Annotated in this window: 18 protein-coding genes and 1 riboswitch; of the genes, 13 read left to right on the forward strand and 5 right to left on the reverse strand. The window is 44.3% G+C overall.

What is annotated here, in order from left to right; all coding sequences use genetic code 11:
- Positions 1-3 precede the first annotated feature (3 nt).
- Positions 4-100: riboswitch (TPP riboswitch) on the reverse strand.
- Between the two features lie 45 nt (positions 101-145).
- Together NFI81_RS21460 and NFI81_RS21465 are read right to left on the reverse strand one after the other, a co-directional pair.
- Positions 146-448, reverse strand: coding sequence for a type II toxin-antitoxin system RelE/ParE family toxin (locus NFI81_RS21460; RefSeq protein ID WP_234615087.1), 303 nt, complete (start codon positions 446-448; stop codon positions 146-148).
- A complete protein-coding gene (locus NFI81_RS21465; RefSeq protein WP_234615086.1) occupies positions 448-681 on the reverse strand; it encodes an addiction module protein in 234 nt (77 codons plus the stop codon). The genes NFI81_RS21460 and NFI81_RS21465 overlap by 1 nt, the downstream gene beginning before the upstream one ends.
- Before the next feature lie 173 nt (positions 682-854).
- On the opposite strand from NFI81_RS21465, the gene rocD reads away from it, so the two are divergent.
- The 5 genes from rocD to NFI81_RS21490 all read left to right on the forward strand — a co-directional run bounded on the left by rocD (position 855) and on the right by NFI81_RS21490 (position 8551).
- Positions 855-2108 carry an ornithine--oxo-acid transaminase gene (gene rocD / locus NFI81_RS21470; RefSeq protein ID WP_234615085.1) on the forward strand — a complete coding sequence of 418 codons (1254 nt, stop codon included), beginning with the start codon at positions 855-857 and terminating at the stop codon, positions 2106-2108.
- Between the two features lie 6 nt (positions 2109-2114).
- Positions 2115-3509 (forward strand): S41 family peptidase, encoded by a 1395-nt coding sequence (locus NFI81_RS21475; protein ID WP_234615084.1) that lies wholly within the window; start codon positions 2115-2117, stop codon positions 3507-3509.
- 61 nt (positions 3510-3570) lie between these two features.
- The gene (locus NFI81_RS21480) at positions 3571-3825 is read left to right on the forward strand and encodes a GlsB/YeaQ/YmgE family stress response membrane protein (protein ID WP_234615083.1); all 255 of its coding nucleotides are present in this window, start codon (positions 3571-3573) and stop codon (positions 3823-3825) included.
- Positions 3826-3934: 109 nt separating this feature from the next.
- The gene (locus tag NFI81_RS21485) at positions 3935-5449 is read left to right on the forward strand and encodes a GH3 auxin-responsive promoter family protein (RefSeq protein ID WP_234615082.1); all 1515 of its coding nucleotides are present in this window, start codon (positions 3935-3937) and stop codon (positions 5447-5449) included.
- Between the two features lie 3 nt (positions 5450-5452).
- Positions 5453-8551, forward strand: a complete 3099-nt coding sequence (locus NFI81_RS21490) for an SbcC/MukB-like Walker B domain-containing protein (RefSeq protein ID WP_234615081.1) — start codon at positions 5453-5455, stop codon at positions 8549-8551.
- 25 nt (positions 8552-8576) lie between these two features.
- Here NFI81_RS21490 and NFI81_RS21495 read toward each other — a convergent pair whose 3' ends face one another.
- A complete protein-coding gene (locus NFI81_RS21495; RefSeq protein WP_234615080.1) occupies positions 8577-9686 on the reverse strand; it encodes a hypothetical protein in 1110 nt (369 codons plus the stop codon).
- 90 nt (positions 9687-9776) lie between these two features.
- The gene (locus tag NFI81_RS21500; protein ID WP_234615079.1) at positions 9777-10322 is read right to left on the reverse strand and encodes a hypothetical protein; all 546 of its coding nucleotides are present in this window, start codon (positions 10320-10322) and stop codon (positions 9777-9779) included.
- Between the two features lie 150 nt (positions 10323-10472).
- Here NFI81_RS21500 and NFI81_RS21505 point away from each other — a divergent pair, with 150 nt between their 5' ends.
- The 5 genes from NFI81_RS21505 (at position 10473) to NFI81_RS21525 (ending at position 15087) form a co-directional block, all read left to right on the forward strand.
- Complete coding sequence (locus NFI81_RS21505) at positions 10473-11672, forward strand: hypothetical protein (protein ID WP_234615078.1); 1200 nt, start codon at positions 10473-10475, stop codon at positions 11670-11672.
- A 250-nt stretch (positions 11673-11922) separates the two neighbouring features.
- Positions 11923-12309, forward strand: coding sequence for a sugar 3,4-ketoisomerase (locus NFI81_RS21510; RefSeq protein ID WP_234615077.1), 387 nt, complete (start codon positions 11923-11925; stop codon positions 12307-12309).
- Complete coding sequence (locus NFI81_RS21515; protein ID WP_234615076.1) at positions 12306-13403, forward strand: DegT/DnrJ/EryC1/StrS family aminotransferase; 1098 nt, start codon at positions 12306-12308, stop codon at positions 13401-13403. The genes NFI81_RS21510 and NFI81_RS21515 overlap by 4 nt, the downstream gene beginning before the upstream one ends.
- The gene (locus NFI81_RS21520) at positions 13400-14320 is read left to right on the forward strand and encodes a glycosyltransferase family 2 protein (protein ID WP_234615075.1); all 921 of its coding nucleotides are present in this window, start codon (positions 13400-13402) and stop codon (positions 14318-14320) included. Before NFI81_RS21515 ends, NFI81_RS21520 begins: the two co-directional genes overlap by 4 nt.
- The gene (locus NFI81_RS21525; protein WP_234615074.1) at positions 14317-15087 is read left to right on the forward strand and encodes a class I SAM-dependent methyltransferase; all 771 of its coding nucleotides are present in this window, start codon (positions 14317-14319) and stop codon (positions 15085-15087) included. The genes NFI81_RS21520 and NFI81_RS21525 overlap by 4 nt, the downstream gene beginning before the upstream one ends.
- A gap of 11 nt (positions 15088-15098) precedes the next feature.
- Here the strand turns inward: NFI81_RS21525 and NFI81_RS21530 are convergent, their stop codons facing one another.
- On the reverse strand, positions 15099-15977 hold the full coding sequence (locus NFI81_RS21530; protein ID WP_234615073.1) for a PIG-L family deacetylase: 879 nt from the start codon (positions 15975-15977) through the stop codon (positions 15099-15101).
- A gap of 56 nt (positions 15978-16033) precedes the next feature.
- Between NFI81_RS21530 and NFI81_RS21535 the strand changes: the two genes are divergently transcribed.
- The 3 genes from NFI81_RS21535 to NFI81_RS21545 all read left to right on the forward strand — a co-directional run bounded on the left by NFI81_RS21535 (position 16034) and on the right by NFI81_RS21545 (position 18547).
- Entirely contained in the window at positions 16034-16828 is a 795-nt protein-coding gene (locus tag NFI81_RS21535; protein ID WP_234615072.1) for an SDR family NAD(P)-dependent oxidoreductase, read from the forward strand.
- 84 nt (positions 16829-16912) lie between these two features.
- Positions 16913-17491 carry a TetR/AcrR family transcriptional regulator gene (locus NFI81_RS21540; RefSeq protein ID WP_234615071.1) on the forward strand — a complete coding sequence of 193 codons (579 nt, stop codon included), beginning with the start codon at positions 16913-16915 and terminating at the stop codon, positions 17489-17491.
- A 54-nt stretch (positions 17492-17545) separates the two neighbouring features.
- Positions 17546-18547, forward strand: a complete 1002-nt coding sequence (locus NFI81_RS21545; protein WP_234615070.1) for a quinone oxidoreductase family protein — start codon at positions 17546-17548, stop codon at positions 18545-18547.
- Positions 18548-18550 lie beyond the last annotated feature (3 nt).

Raw genomic sequence — 18550 nt, forward strand, 5'->3', positions numbered from 1 at the left:
TATCAAATGGTTGCTTTTCTCTCCCTACGCCGGCATTACCCGGATCAGGTCATATGGGTTTGATCTCAGCCCGTTCGGTTGGGCACCCCTTGAGATTATGCTGCAAAGCTACGCCGGAACAGCGGATGATTCAAGCCTTGTTAAATTATTGTTGTCTTTCAAACCACTTTTCCGGGCTCTGACTTGTATGAAGCACAGCGGTTATCAAAATTGTCCTATCCGATTCATTTACTACAAAGTGAATCGTAAATGGAAAGACGTCGACCACTGCCGTGCGCACAGCATGATAACGAACCGGATAAAGCTGCGGATTTTCGGAAATTCTTTTGACTTTACTTCTTATGAACTTGATAAATCGCTTTCCCAAATCTGGCTGCTGCTCATTATACCAAGTTGCAGCTTCCCGAATATCTTGCTTAGCTAATGGAAGGATTAAGAGTTTATACATTAAAGACCTTTTTCGATTTCATCCAAGGCCGTATCAAAGTCAATCGCTTCCTCAGGATTTTTCTTGAAGCTTGCTAATCTATCCAAAACGACATCTTTATGCCATTGTGGAATGTTGTCTGTTTCCTCTTGTTCAATGTCGGCATATTTGGTTTTCAAGGCATTCCATTCTGTTATAGGAATATAAACACCGGTTGTAACACCTTGGCTGTCTGAAATATATTGGAGTTTCATAAGCTTTGCTTTTATTTTATAGAATCATTTCATTACGAAAAAACGATCCGTCTCTTTCACAAATATAAACATTTAAAAGCGAAGAGGCGATTGGGTCAATCTCCAAAACTTCCCTTCTTTTCCTTATTTTTACATAACATATAAAATCAACCTGACTTACTCATAAATCAATAATGGCGAGCTATACAGACACGATTGAAACGAATGCTTCACAGCAGGCTATGGACCTGGAATATCGCTATGGGGCGCATAATTATAAGCCGATGCCGGTTGTTTTGGAACGTGGGCTGGGTGTGCATGTCTGGGATGTGGAGGGGAAGCAATACCTGGATTTTTTGTCTGCTTACAGTGCAGTGAGCCAGGGACATTGCCATCCGCGAATTATTGACGCCATGATCACTCAGGCGCAAAAGCTGACGCTTACTTCCCGGGCTTTTTATAATGATAAGCTAGGCGAATGTGAAAAATTCCTTTGTGAATATTTTGGTTTCGATAAAGTGCTGATGATGAACTCGGGCGTGGAAGGTGGGGAAACAGCTTTGAAACTGACGCGGAAATGGGCTTATAAAGTGAAAGGCATTGAGCTTAACAAGGCCAAAACAGTTTACGCTTCCGGCAACTTCTGGGGCCGTACATTAGCAGCCATTTCATCTTCAACGGACCCATCCAGCACGAACGATTACGGACCATTTTTGCCGGGTTTTGAAATCATCCCTTTTGATGACCTCGAAGCGTTGGAAAATGCATTTAAATCCGATCCGAACATTGCCGGTTTTATGGTCGAACCGATTCAGGGCGAGGCTGGCGTCGTGGTCCCCGGCGACGGTTACCTGAAAGGCGTTCGGGAGCTTTGTACCAGATACAATGTGCTCTTCATCGCCGACGAAGTGCAAACGGGCATCGGGCGAACAGGCAAGCGTCTTGCATGCGATTGGGAAGGCGTTAAACCGGACATTCTGGTTTTAGGAAAAGCGCTTTCAGGTGGCGTCATGCCCGTCTCAGCTGCATTTGCAGATGATGAAGTAATGCTGACCATTGCGCCCGGCGAGCATGGTTCCACTTACGGCGGAAATCCCCTGGCGTGTGCGGTTACTGTGGCCGCTTTGCAAGTGGTTATCGACGAAAACCTGGCAGAAAATGCTGAAAAAATGGGGCAGCTTTTTAGAAGCAGAATTGTAGATTTACAAAAACAATGTTCTCTGATAGAAGTCGTTAGAGGAAAGGGCTTGTTGAATGCAATCGTGATCAATGATACGGAAGACAGCCATACCGCAATGGACCTTTGTTATAAAATGATGGAAAAAGGACTGCTATGCAAGCCAACACACGGTAATAAGATCCGGTTTGCGCCTCCTTTGGTCATTAATGAAGAACAGATGAACCAGGCATGTGACATTATAGAGCAGGTATTTTTAGAAAATGCATAGCCGTTTATGAAAATAAAATTATTACTGGCCATTCTTTCCATTAGCGCGGCAGTGCTTTCATGCAAAGAAAAAAATGTAGATCCCGCAACGGATAAGGAAACAAACGAGTGGATCTACGAAAATATGAAATACTGGTATTACTGGAATGATAACATGACTTCTTCTCCGGACTATTCCAAAGACCCGGCGTCGTTTTTCGAATCGCTTTTGTATCGTTATGATGCTGTGGCTCGGCCGGATGGCGACCGGTTTTCTTGGATTCAGGAAAGTGCTGAGGAACTGGAAGCGTCGCTGGCAGGACAGTCTAAGGGTTCCGGAATGGAATACAAGCTTACCTACTTCCCAACGGGCAGCCAAAACGTAATGGGTGTGGTGCTTTATGTGCTGCCTGATTCACCGGCGGCTAAGGCCGGCTTCAAGAGAGGTGATATTTTCAGCAGCGTGAGTGGCCAGAAACTGACGGGCTCTAATTATAGCAAACTCCTTAATTCACAGGAAAAACTCACTTATACATTAGCAACAATCAATGCGGAAGGGACTTTGACAGAAGGAACAACAACACGCGACATTACGCCGATCGTTTTGCAGGAAGATCCTGTTTTCTTTGATACACTATATAATATTGGCGCAAACAAAATAGGCTATGTGGTTTACCATCAGTTCATTCCTGAGCCTTTTCAAGCCAATAACAAGCAGTACGACAAGAAGCTGGACGATATTTTCAACTCATTCAAGAATGCGAATGTCAATGCGCTGATAGTCGATTTGCGTTACAATCCAGGGGGTTATGTGAGCTCTGCGACTAACCTTGCAAGTTTGATCGCCAAGGCGACTTCCAATGATGTTTTTTATTACAAAGAATACAACACAGAGGTTACGGAGACAAACATGAAGAAGTTTGGGGAAGCATATTTCTACGACAAGTTTGCCAGCAAAAGCCAGAACATTGGTTCGCAGCTTAATGACGTTGTTTTCTTGGTTTCTTCCCGTTCGGCATCGGCTAGCGAATTGCTGATCAACGGCTTGAAACCATACATGAATGTAACGCTCGTTGGTGGAAAAACGGTTGGCAAAAATGTGGGTTCGGTAACATTAACCGATTCTAAAAAGAAAGTGAAATGGGGATTGCAGCCAATTGTTTCTAAATCCTTAAATAAAGACAAAAAATCCGATTATAATGTGGGTTTCACGCCGGATATCGCTGCTAGCGAGGGCAATATTCTTTACCCATACGGAAATCCCAAAGATCCTTTACTCAGTGAAGCACTTTTCAAAATCACAGGAACACGCATTACCAGGCAGTTGAAAAATACCCGCACATTGCAAGAAGAAGATAGTCAGGAAATTACATCCACGATTCAGCGGAAAGCGGGCGGCAGTAACATGTTCTATGACGAATAGGCTTTCAAGGGCACAGTTTTTTTATTTAATGTTGAAAACAAACATTAACTAAACGAAGCTTATGGGAATCATCACTTGGATCATCGTCGGCCTGATTGCAGGCGCAATTGCAAAGGCAATTCACCCTGGGAAAGACCCGGGCGGTTTCATTGTTACAATTCTGATCGGTATTGCCGGCGCTGTAGTAGGTGGCTGGATTTCTTCAATGCTTGGTTACGGCACCGTGGATGGTTTCAACATCGGAAGTCTTTTCGTGGCTATTTTAGGAGCGGTAATACTGCTCTTTATTTATAGAAAGTTTAGTACGAGGTCTTAACGGATCAATCTTAAAATGTCTGGTGAGGGAACGCGTGTAAACTGTTCTCTCACCATTTTTTATTGCTATTTTTACAAATTGCAATGCTAAGTTCCTAACTGAATTACTCATGAAGCTGGTTAACGATATGACTGTCTGGTTTTTGAAGCGGCGCTTCGAAAGGATAGAGCAGTTTATGAAATACCCAATTGAGACACAGCAGCGCGTTTTTTCAGAATTAATTGAAACGGCGCGATATACGGAGTGGGGAAGCAGATACAATTACGGGCAGATCCGGACGATCAAAGAATTCCAGGATCAGGTGCCTGTTTCCGCCTACGAAGAAATTTACCCATACATTGAACGCGTGCTGAAAGGCGAACCCAATGTAATGTGGCCTTCCCAGATCGACTGGTTCTCAAAATCGTCGGGAACGACTAATGCGCGGAGCAAGTTTTTGCCGGTTTCGCCGGAAGCATTGGAAGAATGCCATTATGAAGGTGGAAAAGATATGATGACGCTGCTCATCAACAACCGGCCGGATACGATGGTTTTTGACGGTAAAGGCTTGTCGATCGGTGGTACATTACATGCGAATCCTTTTGATGATTATACCCAAATTGGCGACGTTTCAGCGGTAATTATGCAGAATTTGCCTTCCTGGGCCGAATTTATGCGCACGCCGCCACTGGACGTCGCATTAATGGACCATTGGGAAACCAAACTGGAAAAAATGGCTTCGATTTGCTCTCAGGAGGATGTGACCAGCATTTTGGGCGTGCCCACCTGGACCATCGTTTTGCTGGACCAAATCCTGGAACTGACCGGCAAGAAGAATATGCTGGAAGTATGGCCAAATTTTGAGGTGTTCGTACATGGTGCCGTTTCTTTTGAGCCATACAGGGATCTGTTTATGACCAAATATTTCCCATCGGACCAGGTTTTATATCTGGAAACTTACAGCGCTTCCGAAGGCTTTTTTGCCATTCAGGATGATGTGAATAGGATTGGAGAAATGCTGCTGATGTTGGATTATGGCATTTTTTATGAATTTATTCCCGTAGAAGAAGTGGGCAAGCCGCATCCGAAAGCATTGCTTTTGGACGAAGTGGAGATCGGGAAAAATTATGCGTTGGTCATTTCTACCAATGCCGGTCTATGGCGTTACCTGATCGGGGACACGGTTAAGTTTACCTCAACATACCCGTTCAGGCTCAAAGTAAGCGGACGTACAAAACATTTTATCAATGCATTTGGAGAGGAAGTGATTGTGGAGAATGCGGATTATGCAGTGAAAATAGCAACACAAAAAACAGATTCGCTGGTTGCGAATTATACAGCCGGGCCTGTCTATATGGGCGACGGATCGCGCGGGCGGCATGAGTGGATCATTGAGTTCACCAAAGAGCCTGACGATCGCGAGCATTTTATTGCCTTGCTGGATGAAGCGCTCCGCGAAGTGAATTCTGATTATGACGCCAAACGTTACAAAGATATGGCACTGCTGATGCCCAAAGTCCATTTTGTCCCCGCAGGCACATTTTATGCCTGGATGGGTAAACTTCACAAACTGGGCGGACAAAACAAGGTTCCACGACTAAGCAACAGCCGGGAATATCTGGATGATCTGCTGGCAAGTTTATAGCACATGATCCCAATTTATCTTAAAATAAAAGGTCTGTATTCTTACCAGACCGAGCAGGAAATCCATTTCAGTGCATTGACGGATGCGGCGTTGTTCGGCATTTTTGGCCCAGTAGGAAGCGGGAAATCATCCATTCTCGAAGCGATCACGTTTGCATTGTACGGCGACACCGAGCGGCTCAACAAGTCGGGTGACGACCGCACTTATAATATGATGAACCTGCGTTCGGATGAATTAATCATTGATTTTGAATGCATTGCAGGAAAAAACGCAGAACGTTACAGGTTCACCGTTCGCGGAAAGCGCAATAGCAAAAATTTTAAGGATGTAAAAACATTTGACCGGCGCGGCTATATCTGGCAGGACGAAAACTGGGTGCCATTGCCTGAAACTGAAAACGCTGAAAGCATTATCGGGCTGAGTTACGATAATTTCCGCAGGACCATCATCATTCCCCAAGGCCGTTTTCAGGAATTTATCGAGCTGAGAGATGCCGACCGCACGCGGATGATGAAAGAACTTTTCCAGCTCGAAAAGTACGATCTGAGCCGCAATGTTGGATCATTAAGCAAACAAAATGACCTTTCCGTTTCTAATGTAGACGGCCAGTTGACAGGCTTAGGCGAAGTGACGGGTGAAATGGTGGCGGCAGAAGAAAAGCGGCGGGAAGAAGTCAGGGTAGAGATCGGGAAAGTCAGCGAAGAATTACGCATGCAAACTGAACTGGAAGCAGCATTTCAAAAATTGAAATTGACGGCTGAAAAAGTGCAGTTACTGCAAACGCAATTGCAGGCAATGGAAACCGAGCGCCCCCAAATGGAGGAACGCGAGGCAATATTGAAGATCTTTGAAACTTGCTCTTTACATTTCAAATCGATTCTGGATCAAAAGAATTCACTCAATGCCAGCATTATCCGCGACCAGAAAATCTTTGAAAACAACAAAATCCGGCTGGATGAGCTAACGAAGCTAGCCGGGAAACAGCAGGAATTATTGACCCGCCTGCAACCGCAATACGAAAAGCGCGAGGATCTGCTGGATACGGCGGATGAACTCGGAAAAATCATTCAAATCATTGATAACAGAGTTTCTGCTGCGAAAAGAAAAGAAGCATTAGCACGCGGAAATGAGCAATTGAAAGAAAAAGAAGCCTTCATAACGCAACTAACCAGGCAGAAGCGAGAGCAGGAATCGGAAAATGAGCGGCGGAAAAATGGGCTTTCTGATATTCAGGAAATCAGTGAGATCAAGGCCTGGTTTACAACTTGTGACGCGCTGATCGAGAGGCGGCAATCTGTAAAAACGGAAGCGGAAGCATTGCAAGCCGACATTACAGCGCAACAACAATTGCTTTATGCCAAAATAGATGAAGTGAATACTGGCTTCGCGCTTAATCTTGTTGAGAATGCTTCATTAGAGGTTTTTCAGCAAGCTATTCAGTCTTTTTTAACCAAATCAGAGGCAGAAACAAAAGAAAAAAATCGTGAATTGCTTTCGCTTCATACGAAACTTGCGTTGCATCAATATGCGGTTGCAATTGTGGACGGCGAGCCTTGTCCACTGTGCGGTTCGGAGCATCATCCCGCCATTTTACATGCTGATAATGTTGTTAATGAACAAATTAAAGTGGCTGAACATGCAGTTTCTAAATTAGCCGAAAAAGAAAAAGCCATTCGCGCATCACAAGCGCCCGTTGAAAGGATTTATAATCAAATCGACAATCTTGAAAAGCTGAAAGCGACGATTAAGCAGCGTTGGACAGATGCGAAAACACAAATAGACAAGCACGAGAAATCTTTCGTTTGGAATAAATTTGATAAAAATGACCGTTCAGGCTTTGAAAAGCATTTTGCAGAAATTACTAAAAATCAAGCGGAAATAAAGGAAGCGGAGGCGGCGATTAAGGCGTTGTCATCGAGGATTGAAGCTGAAAGTCTGGATAAAGCGGAAAAGATCGAAAAGCCGTTGCAAAGCTTGAAAGACGAGATTCTACGGTTTGAGAACACAGTGGCAACATTAGCAGGCCAACTTCAAAAAGTGAATCTGGTCGAATTCCAAGAACAGCCCAAAGAACTAATTTTAGAAAAAATAGCAGCGTTTGAAAATAGTTACAAAGAGATAACCAGCCTTTTTGAGCAATCGGAAAAGGATCTGGACGCGGTTCAGAAAGAAAAAGATATGCTTTCCGGCTCTCAGGGAACGTTAAAAACAACATTGGATTCCAATCAGCGTGATCTTGCCGATGTGCAAATCAATATTGAAGCGCAGTTGAAAGCATTCGATTTTGAATCGGAGCAACAGGTGAAGGAAATCCTGCAAAAGCCCATTCATATTGATTCCGAAAGAAAAGCGATCGAAACATTTAAATATGCGTTGGATACGACGTCGCGGGATCTGGGAAATCTTTTGAAGGAAAATACAGAACATCAATATGACCCTAAGCAGCACGAAACGGTCATTCAAGCCAAAGAAATTTTGACGGAAAGCCTCCATGCATTTCGCAAAGAAGAAGGCGGATTGGACAGGTTATTGAAAAAAATGGCCGAAGATCTGGCGAAAAAGGCCGCATTACTAACTGAAAAAGCACGTTTACAATTGCGCAAAGAACATTTGGACGATCTCACCAAGTTGTTTCGTTCCAGTGGTTTTGTGGATTATGCGTCGAGCATTTATTTGCAAAATCTGATTCAGGCTGCCAATCATCGCTTCCACCAAATGACGCACCAGCAACTGCATTTAGAGTTGGGCGAAGGCAATAGTTTTTGGGTTAGGGATCTCCTGAATGGCGGACATTTGCGTTTGCTTAAAACCTTATCCGGCGGACAGAAATTTCAGGCTGCATTGTCGCTTGCATTGGCTTTGGCGGATCACATTCACGTCAGGAATGGCTCGAAACACAACTTTTTCTTCCTCGACGAGGGTTTCGGTTCGCTGGACAAAAATGCATTACAGACCGTTTTTGAAACATTAAAATCATTGCGAAAAGAGAACCGCATTGTCGGCATCATCAGTCACGTCGAGGACCTGCAACAGGAAATCCAGACGTATCTGAGCATTGAAGAAAGCGAAGAAGGAAGCCGGATCATTCCAAGTTGGAAGTAATCCGGCCTGCTCAGTGTAACGATGTTTAAAACCAGCGACTCACGCTGAACGAGATCAGGTAATCTGCAAATGCAGCGTCACCGTGTGCTTTGCCGGTAACATCCTGCTTGTCAGCATAGCTTTTTGTCCGGTTGCGATATAGCGCGATAGGAACGGACAGCGAAGCTGAAAATTTATTTTTGATGTAAGCAACACCGGGTTCGCCGGAAATTACGTAGCCCGGACGACGGTAACCTTTGCTGCTGCCGATCAGATCATCTGAAGGAACACCTTCGGCACGGCCGCCCAGCAAAACAGAAAATCCGCCGCCTAGCGCCTGGCTCACACCAAGTCGGGCTGCAAACTGGTCCACAGCAGCGAAATAGCCAACAATCGGATCAATTGTGGCCGATTGCGGGTTGCGGTTCACGCCGTTATGCTCTTTGGGATTGGACAAATAAAAACCATTGAAATAAAGCGCGGTTTTGGGAGTAAAGGAAACATATCCCTGCGTTTCGAGGAAAAATCCCACTGCGCCGTCGCCGAGTTGAATAGACTGGTCAACCGGTTTTACGATCGTGTAATCGTTGCCTTCTTTGTCCAGTTTGTGAAATTCGCCTTCCACAGCTTTGTCGCCCGTAGGCAGTTTGATTCCACCGCCAATCGCCATATTGAATTTTGGCATTTTCAATGGGTCTCTTAACCAGTAACTGGTCGAAATTCTTAAATCCCCGATTCCTTTCGAGCTCGTATGAAAGCGCTTTTGTTCCGGATTGGATGCAACCGGGTTACCATAATGTTCGTATAGAGACGAGCGGTCATTGTGCTGAACGGGCAATGTTACCGAAATAGACCAGCGCATATTTGGCTGATAAGTGAGACCTAAATCCAGCGCATGCGCCACATTGATTACCTCGGTTCCTTGCTCCACACGCTCTTTTTCTTCATGGTCGCCTCGGAAATGTTTGTATGACCTGAAAAAACGATATCCAGCATTAACCTGGAATTTGCCATTTTGTTGTTTAAAGAAATCAGCAGAAGTTGCGCCGGCATGGCTCATGCCGCGAATGGCCACACACCCTTGTGCGAAAGCATTGTTTGTCACTTGCGTGATGCAAAGGCACACCAAAAATAGAATTGTAAATATCTTTTTCATTGATCTTAATTTTTCAGATTGTAAAATGGAACATAGCAGCAGCATTTCCGGGTAGGAAGCTGAGCCAGAGTTATATTTAATTTTGAAGAATTAAGAATGTTCGGGTGGGGGAGATTCGAACGAACGCGGGGAAGATCTGAGTAAGGCGGTGTGGTCCCGGAAAGAAACCAGATTGGCCAGCGGAATGGATTCGCAAGCTAGCTCGGACCGGGTTTCAACAGGCAAATAACTTTTTACCAAGTCATTAAGCAATTTTAATGCGCGTTCGGATGGTGACTTCTTACTTTTATCGCTGTCCGACAAATCATTCATACTGCCCGCTAGCTCAAAGAACCGTTCACGCGCAGACGAGTTGGACTGCAATGTCACGAACAGGGTGTCATTCACGATTTTCTGGTGAACAATGTTATAAAACCCACCGTCTTTTTTGACAAGACCGGCCGTTCCGTCTTCATTTTCCCACGAGGTTGTGTAAGGGAGTGAAGGAGCAGGGAGTGCTAAAATTTCGCGTTTTGAGGCTATTTCGGATGTTTCCGCTGTTTCAAATTCTTTATCAAAACATAGCACGGCAATCGCAAGTCCAAACGTGTTGTACAAGAGTAAACCTAGAAGTGCTATGGATAGAAGTCTTTTCAAAAAGTCTAAATTTTTCCAAAAATAGTATAGTATTTCCGATTTAACGGTATGGATTCGCATTTAAAATCAGGTAACAGGTGTAAACGCAGCCTGTTATTGAATGTAACATTAAAATGTATATTTGGGTACAATTTGCTCTTTACAAAGTTTATGCTTTTCGAAAATTTCTACGAGTCTTTCTGTTCCTGGTCAGAAGCGAAATTATCCGACAGAGACTGGTTATTGAAGTTAACATTATTTGCGGTTTTAATTTCTCTATTTCTCGCATTTCCGCCGTATTCATTGCTCGTATCACATCTGAAAACCAATGGGGTTAAGCTGGATGCATGGGTTTTTATCCAAAACCAGGCGCAGGATTTGTTTCATCCAAGAGACATGGATTACGACGTCCGGCGCGAAAACATGATCCTGAGATGGACATTGCCATTCCTGTCGTTCATCACAAATCACAATGTTGTGCTGATCCTCATTGCACAGGCATTTTGCGGCATACTTTTCCTTTATAACATTGGCAGATACGTTTTCCGGATTTCGGCGGATAAGGTCATCACAGGTTTTCTCGTATTGGCCATTGCCAACATTTTCGTCAGTGTATGGACATTTGCTGACGTTCATGGATATGGTGATGGTTTTGCGTATTTCTTCCTGTTAACCGCACTGCTGAGCCGTAATGTATTTGTCACATTTATCTCCTTACAAATCGCCTTTTTCACGGATGAGCGCGCGGTTGTTGCTGGCGGTTATCTACTGCTTTGGTGGATCGTAGTGAAAGCCTATGAAAAGCAGGATTTTAGCCTGCTCGGAATGATTAAGGCTGGATTGTTTGGCGAGAGCGCCGTGGTATGGATTGCCTGGTTATGCTATTTCGGAGTTCGCAACTATGTTCTGGCAACGTATTTCCCCAATCACAGTTACTCCACGATCGGGACGCCTGTGTTGTTTGCAAATGCGCATAGGAATGGGCTCGGGAGCAGCATTTGGTCGGCATTTGAGGGGACTTGGCTTTTGATGGGAAGCGCACTGCTTGCACTATTTCTGACCAGGCGTTACTGGCTTATTGCGGCGCTTTTTATTGGCTTCGCAGTGCTCCTGGCGACCGGCATTTACGTGCATGATATCGACCGAGCTCTGTCTTATGGGTTTCCATTTATCCTGGCGGCTTTTTTTATTTTATATCAAACCGCATCGGAGGCTTCCCTAAGGCTGATCCTTTTCTTCACAATGATTATTTGCGTCGTACACCCGCAGGTTTTTTATATGGGTTATAACAAGATTTTGTGGCTGGAACCGCTGCCCGTGAAAGCGTTCATGTTACTTGACAAAATGATGTCCTGGAATATGTTCAGCTGAAACCAGCATGCGTTGATTACATGACAAAAAGAATAAGAAATTCTAATCAAAGAAGAACAATGTGTTTGACAATGATCGTAAGAGTTAGACTTTTGATGAATTAATTATTTTATATGAAAACATCATTTTTGCTAGCTGGTATTTTCGTATTTCAAAGAAAAATATATGTACTTTACTAAACGAATTATTGCTCAGGCGTACCTCAACGATATATTAACATAAAAAAACGCAAATTTTTGCAATCTTCTATATGCCGCTATTAGTTGAATTAAACACATTTAACACCGGTGCAGGCAATCTTACCGTATTCGAAAAGATTATCCCAGGCACAATTAAACGTGTATTTTATATTTATGGTGCCGGTGAAACCCAGCGTGGCGGACACAGGCATCACAAGACCTGGAATGCCTTGATTTGTATTCACGGGAGCTGCCGGGTATATTCCAATGATGGAGAAAAAGAAGAATATTTTGTCCTCGATAATCCCATTTCCTGTCTGATTCTTGAACCGAAAGATTGGCACATTATGGATTCATTTTCAGAAGACGCAATTCTGCTCGTGCTTTCGAACGAATACTACGACATTGCCGACTACATTGATGAACCGTACCTGATGAACCAGATCGTATCTCAATGATTCCTTTTTTGGATTTAAACGAGGTTAATGCGCCGTATTTGCAAGCCATTGAAGATGCCTCGTTTCGGGTGATCCGCTCTGGCTGGTATATTTTGGGAAATGAGCTAAAATCATTTGAAAACGCATTTGCAACTTACTGTGATGTAGCGCATTGCGTTGGCGTCGCCAATGGGCTTGATGCCATCACATTGATTTTGATGGCTTATGAATTTCCGGAAGAAAGCGAGGTGATCGTCCCGGCAAATACTTACATTGCTTCAGTATTACCGGTTGCTTATCTGGGTTTTAAACCAATTTTTGTTGAGCCGGATCCCTTAACCATGCTTCTGGACCCGAAGCGGATTGCTGAAAATATCACTTCGAAAACAAGAGCCATCATTGCGGTTGACCTTTACGGCCGGAGTTGTGAAATGGAACCCATTATGGCGCTGGCCAGGCAACACGGCTTGAAAGTAATTACGGATGCGGCACAGGCGCACGGAGCTGTTTATAAAAACAAAAGAACAGGCAGCATCGCCGACGCAACAGCATTCAGCTTTTACCCCACAAAAAACCTGGGCGCGCTTGGTGATGCGGGTGCCGTTACAACTGCCGACGAAGCGCTAGCCGAAAGGATCAGATATTTGCGAAATTATGGCTCGCTTGTTCGGTATAGAAATGATTATCAAGGTGTTAACAGCCGCTTGGATGAAATCCAGGCGGCCATATTGAATGTAAAGTTGCCTTTTCTGGATGTTGAAAATGATCGGAGAAGAGCAATTGCAGCACGTTATATCAGCGAAATCCATGTTAAAGATCTTGTTTTGCCACCAGCAGATCGCATTCAGGATGACGCCTGGCATTTGTTTGTAATCCGGCATCCCGATCGTTCCGCATTGATCGCGTATCTGGACGCCAATGGAATCCAGACGAATGTGCATTATCCCCTGCCCATTCATAAGCAACAGGCCTTTCAGGAATTCCGCGACTTACATCTGCCTATCACAGAAAGCATTCATAACGAGGTGGTTAGTTTGCCCTTAAATGCTGTGCTGACGGACGAGGAGGTCACATACATCATTCAAACCGTTAATCAATTCGATTATCAGCAATGAAATTATCCGTCGTCATTCCGGTATATAACAGCGAAAAAACGATCAGGCCGCTCGTAGAAACCTTGCAATCCGCATTGTCGGAAGTGAGTTTTGAGATTGTGATGGTAAATGATGGTAGCAAAGACGGCTCGGAAAAAGTTTGCAAACAACTCGCCGAGCATTATTCCAATGTCCGATTTATCTCCTTGCGTCGAAATTATGGTGAATTCAATGCGGTAATGTGCGGCATGAACTGGGCATACGGCGATTATTGCGTGATGATCGACGACGATTTTCAAAATCCTCCCGAAGAAATCCTGAAACTGATCAAAGTCGCGGAAACTGGTGATAATGATGTGGTTTACACCTATTATTCTAAAAAAGAACATTCAGTAGGGCGGAATTTGGGGAGCAAGCTGGTGAATTGGCTTACAAGTTATTTGTTGAACAAGCCCAAAGACCTTTACCTGTCCAGTTTTAAGTTGATAAGACAGGAGGTTGTGCAGGAAATTACAAAATATAAGGGCCCGTATCCCTATATTGACGGGCTCATTTTCAGGATAACGAGGAACATTGGGACCGTTCAGGTTACACATTTGAAGCGCGAGGAAGGCATTTCCAATTACACCTGGCAAAAGCTTATTTCGCTGTTTCTCAACATTTTATTTTGCTATTCATCCCTCCCTATCCGCATTTTTTTGCCAATAGGCCTGGGATTGTCTCTGTTTGGATTTGTGTTGCTTTCCTATCTCACAGTGCAATGGATCATCGGCCCGGACCCAAAAGGGTGGCAAGTGGTAACCGCAACATTAATCTCAATTGGTGGAATTCAATGTACGTTACTAAGTGTTTTGGGGGAATATATTGGTAAGAGTTTTATGGCGCAGAGTGGTCAGCCACAATATGTTATAAAATACAACAGCGCGGAAGTCGGATGATCGGGAACAAACTGGAATACCAGCGTATGTACGAGGTGGAGCGTGCGCTCTGGTGGTATCAGGTGCTGCACGGGAAGGTCTTAAACAATATCAAAAAGCATTTCGGAGCCGAAAATCTGAACCTTCGTATTCTCGACGCTGCCTGTGGAACGGGCGGTTTATTGTCTTTTTTGCGGGACGCCGGATATGGTAATCTTACCGGATTTGATTACTCGCAACACGCCATCGATTTTTCCCGCGACCGGAACCTGAACGTTAGTTTTGGCGATCTGAAAAATGTCGATGCCTTTCAGCCAGGTGAAACATTTGACGTAATCTCCTGCAATGACGCGCTTTATTTTCTCTCCGATGAAGAAATCATTCGGGCTTTAAATGCATTCAAAAAGAAGCTAAACAACAACGGGCTGATAATCATTAATATACATGCATTTGAAGCATTTTCAGGAACACATGACATTGCCGTAGGCAGTTTTAGGAGATTCGAGTTGAGCCAGTTCGAACATTACGCAAAGGCTGCCGGTTTGAGTATCAAGTGTAACACTTACTGGCCATTTGCATTATCATTGCCTATTTTGGCCGTTCGGCAGTGGCAGAATTATCAGATTCGTAAGCAGAAGATCGACGTCCAACATTTGGATTCCGATGTGAAATTTCCAGGTGCAATAATCAATTCGATATTGAGGGCAATCACCAAAACCGAGCAATTCATTATTCGAAAAGCACCGTTCGGCAGCTCGCTGTTTATGACAATGACTTCCAAAAAGTGATCAAAAACAGGCTATTTTTTCGAAAACCCGGCATTATTCACCTTTTCAAATAACTGCTTCACTTCGTCTATACGCGCAGCGCCGTTGATCTCGAAATACAGGAATGTTTCCAGATCGCCGCGATGCATGGCCTGGTTCATGTCGCCGCTTTGCGACTTGTGCGCCGCTTTCACCCAATCCGCAACAATCATATAGCTGTGTTTTTTATCTTCTCCAAAACCGTAAGTCCGGTCAAATTCGAAGATAGGAGCTGTTAAGCTGATCGCTGTTTCAGGATAACCTTCCAGTCTGGTGAATTTAGAAATCGTGCCTTTATTTTGCGTTTGCCCTCCCAAAACAATGGGTTTCCTATCGCCTTTGTAACGTTGAACAGCTCTTATTGCGCTAATTGAGGCTGTTTTGTGATGCGCGTGCTGGCCCTCACCTGGAACCAGGCAAAAGATAAAGTCATAATTTCCCTTCGCCAAAATCTCGTCCAACCGACTTTCCACGTACTTAATGTTCCAGTTTTTACCTTCGAGATAAGGTTTCTCGTTGCGGTTATAATAATCATCAAGCTGGTCCAGAAAAAAGAAATTACCAATGCCGAGGACTTCGCCCGCAGCCAGGATTTCCTTTTTGCGAATTAAAGGCAAATGTTTCCTGCCAATAACAGAATCCACAAGGTTCATTCCATAATAGGACGACGCAACCAGCCCGTTATAGCCGCCGGACGCATCGGTGATCAGTGCTAAGTCCGCTGATCCCTTCAACTCGTGGGTAATCTTGAAAATAGTCACTGGAAAAGTTGTTTCGTCATCAGGATGTGCCGTAACGATCAATATGCGAGGACTTTGGGCGTGGGCAGTAAATGTGATAATGAAGAAAATGAAAAGATAAATGTTTTTCATGCGGACGATTTCTTAAAGTGACGTGTTATGAAGTTAATTTACAAATTTTACATAATATGGATTTACAACTTAAAGGGAAAACGGCATTTATAAGTGGTTCTACCCAGGGAATAGGTTTTGCAATTGCTCAAAATTTATTAAAAGAAGGCGCAAACGTCGTGATCAACGGCAGGACACAATCGAAAGTGGAAGATGCTGTCCAGCGGCTCCAAAATGATAATCCGGCCGGCAGTGTGTCCGGCATAGCAGCAGATTTTTCGAAAGTGGAAGAAGTGAACGCATTGCTGGAAAGTCTTCCCGAAATAGACATCCTGGTTAACAATGCGGGAATATTTGAACCTCAGGCATTTACGGACATTACAGACGAAAGCTGGTTTAAGTTTTTCGAGGTGAATGTGCTTAGCGGCGTGCGGTTATCAAGGCACTATTTCCCGAAAATGATTGCCAGGGACTGGGGGCGGATCATCTTTATTTCGAGTGAATCTGCGGTAAATATTCCGGAAGAAATGATCCATTACGGAATGACTAAAACAGCGCAACTGGCTGTCAGCAGAGGGTTATCAGAATTGACAAAAGGCACAAATGTGACCGTGAATTCGGTTTTGCCGGGCCCTACAAAGTCAGAAGGCGTAGCGGAATTTGTGAAACAGCTGGGTGCAGCCAATCAGGTTTCTTCGGAGCAGGCGGAAAAGGATTTCTTTAAAGATGCGAGGCCTACGTCGCTGCTGCAACGGTTTACATCGGTTGAGGAAATCGCAAATCTGGTCACATATGTGGCGAGCCCATTGTCGTCCGGTACGAATGGTGCTGCATTAAAAGTGGACGGTGGAGTGGCTAAATTTATCATCTAGCATTTGATAGCATTGTTTTGAGTCAGCTGATTGATAAATAGATCTTTTTTGGAACAAACGTTCTATAATAATTGTCTGATAATCATGGCACGTAATAAAGCATTCGAACCCGGAGAAAAGCTGGAAATGGCGAAGGACGTCTTCTGGCAAAAAGGATATCAGGGCACCTCTATGCAGGACCTGGTGGACACAATGGGACTTAACAGGGGAAGCATTTATGATACATATGGAGACAAGCACAGTCTCTTTTTAATGTGTCTGAAAAGCTATTCAGATGGAATGCTCAGTGATTATGTGCAGGCAACAGATCAGGCGAAGTCACCCGTTAAAGCGATTGAAAAAATAATAAAGAGAGCTGCCACACGGACAATTGAAGAAGGCAGGACTTGTCTGGGGGTGAAATCTGCGTTTGAGCTGGCCTCGGAAGACGAGGAAGTGCATTCGATTTTGAAAGAGAATACGGATAGCATTGTTACCGTGCTTAAAGACCTCGTAAAGAAAGCGCAAAAGGCGGATGAGATCAGCACAAAGAGAGATCCGGCAATGCTGGCAAACTTTATCGTTTCCAATTTCACGGGGTTTTGGCAGCTCTTCCTTGTATATAGAGACGCGGAACTGGTAAAGCAACAGGCTGACTTCCTGATCAGGTCAATAAAAAAATAGTATTAAGACAAATTGTAGAACGTTCGTTCTGTAATTTTTTTGAATAGAAAGGCCATGTTAGATAAAATAATAGAAATACCATATAAAACGAGCTCTATAAACATAAGCAGACAAGGAGATCCTTCTGTACTCACATACAGCCAGGAAGTGTTGGGCGAACCAGGCCCGGGCGAAGTGAAGATCAGGCAGGCCGCAATTGGGTTAAACTTTGTGGACACCTATTTCAGAAGTGGAATGTTTCCGGTTAAAGCATTTCCATATGTGCCTGGAATCGAGGCTGCCGGCGTTATTGAAGCCACAGGGCCCTGGGTTACCGACTTCAAAGTGGGAGATCGTGTAGCATATCATTTTATTCCGGGCGCTTATGCAGAAGTTCGTATCGTGGGAACGCATCAGCTCGTTCATGTTCCCGACAACGTAAGTCTGGAGGAAGCCGCGGCGGTCATGGTTAAAGGTTTTACCGCCAGAATGCTTGTTAAGGAAACGTATAAGGTTAAACCGGGAGATGTGGTGCTTGTCCATGCGGCTGCCGGCGGCGTAGGATCGCTTGTTTCAAAATGGGCAAAGGCGCTCGGCGCAACAGTGATCGGAACAGTTGGTTCGGAAGGGAAGAGGCAGATTGCTGTTGGAAATGGCATAGATTATGTATTTCTCACACATTGCGAAGGATTTGCAAAATCGGTTTTGGACATTACCAAAGGCAGGGGAGTGGATGTGGTTTATGATGGTGTTGGAAAAGACACTTTTGCTGAATCCATCGGCCTGATCAAACAAGGCGGAAAGATCGTTTTATACGGTTCGTCTTCGGGCCAGCCTGAGCACATTGATCACGCGGCTTTGCGAGCGAAATCTATCAATATGCTGACTCCGGTCCTGAATGCCTATATTTCTGATTACGACAGCCTGCATTTGTTTGCCAGAGACACTTTTGCGGCATTGCAGTCGGGCATTTTTGATGCGCTTAACATTACCAGATATTCACTTTCAGAAGCTGCCAAAGCCCATAGGGACATCGAATCGCGCGAGACCATAGGGTCGGTTATCTTGATTCCCTAGGAA

It is taken from the genome of Dyadobacter fanqingshengii (assembly GCF_023822005.2).
GTDB classification, from domain to species: domain Bacteria; phylum Bacteroidota; class Bacteroidia; order Cytophagales; family Spirosomataceae; genus Dyadobacter; species Dyadobacter fanqingshengii.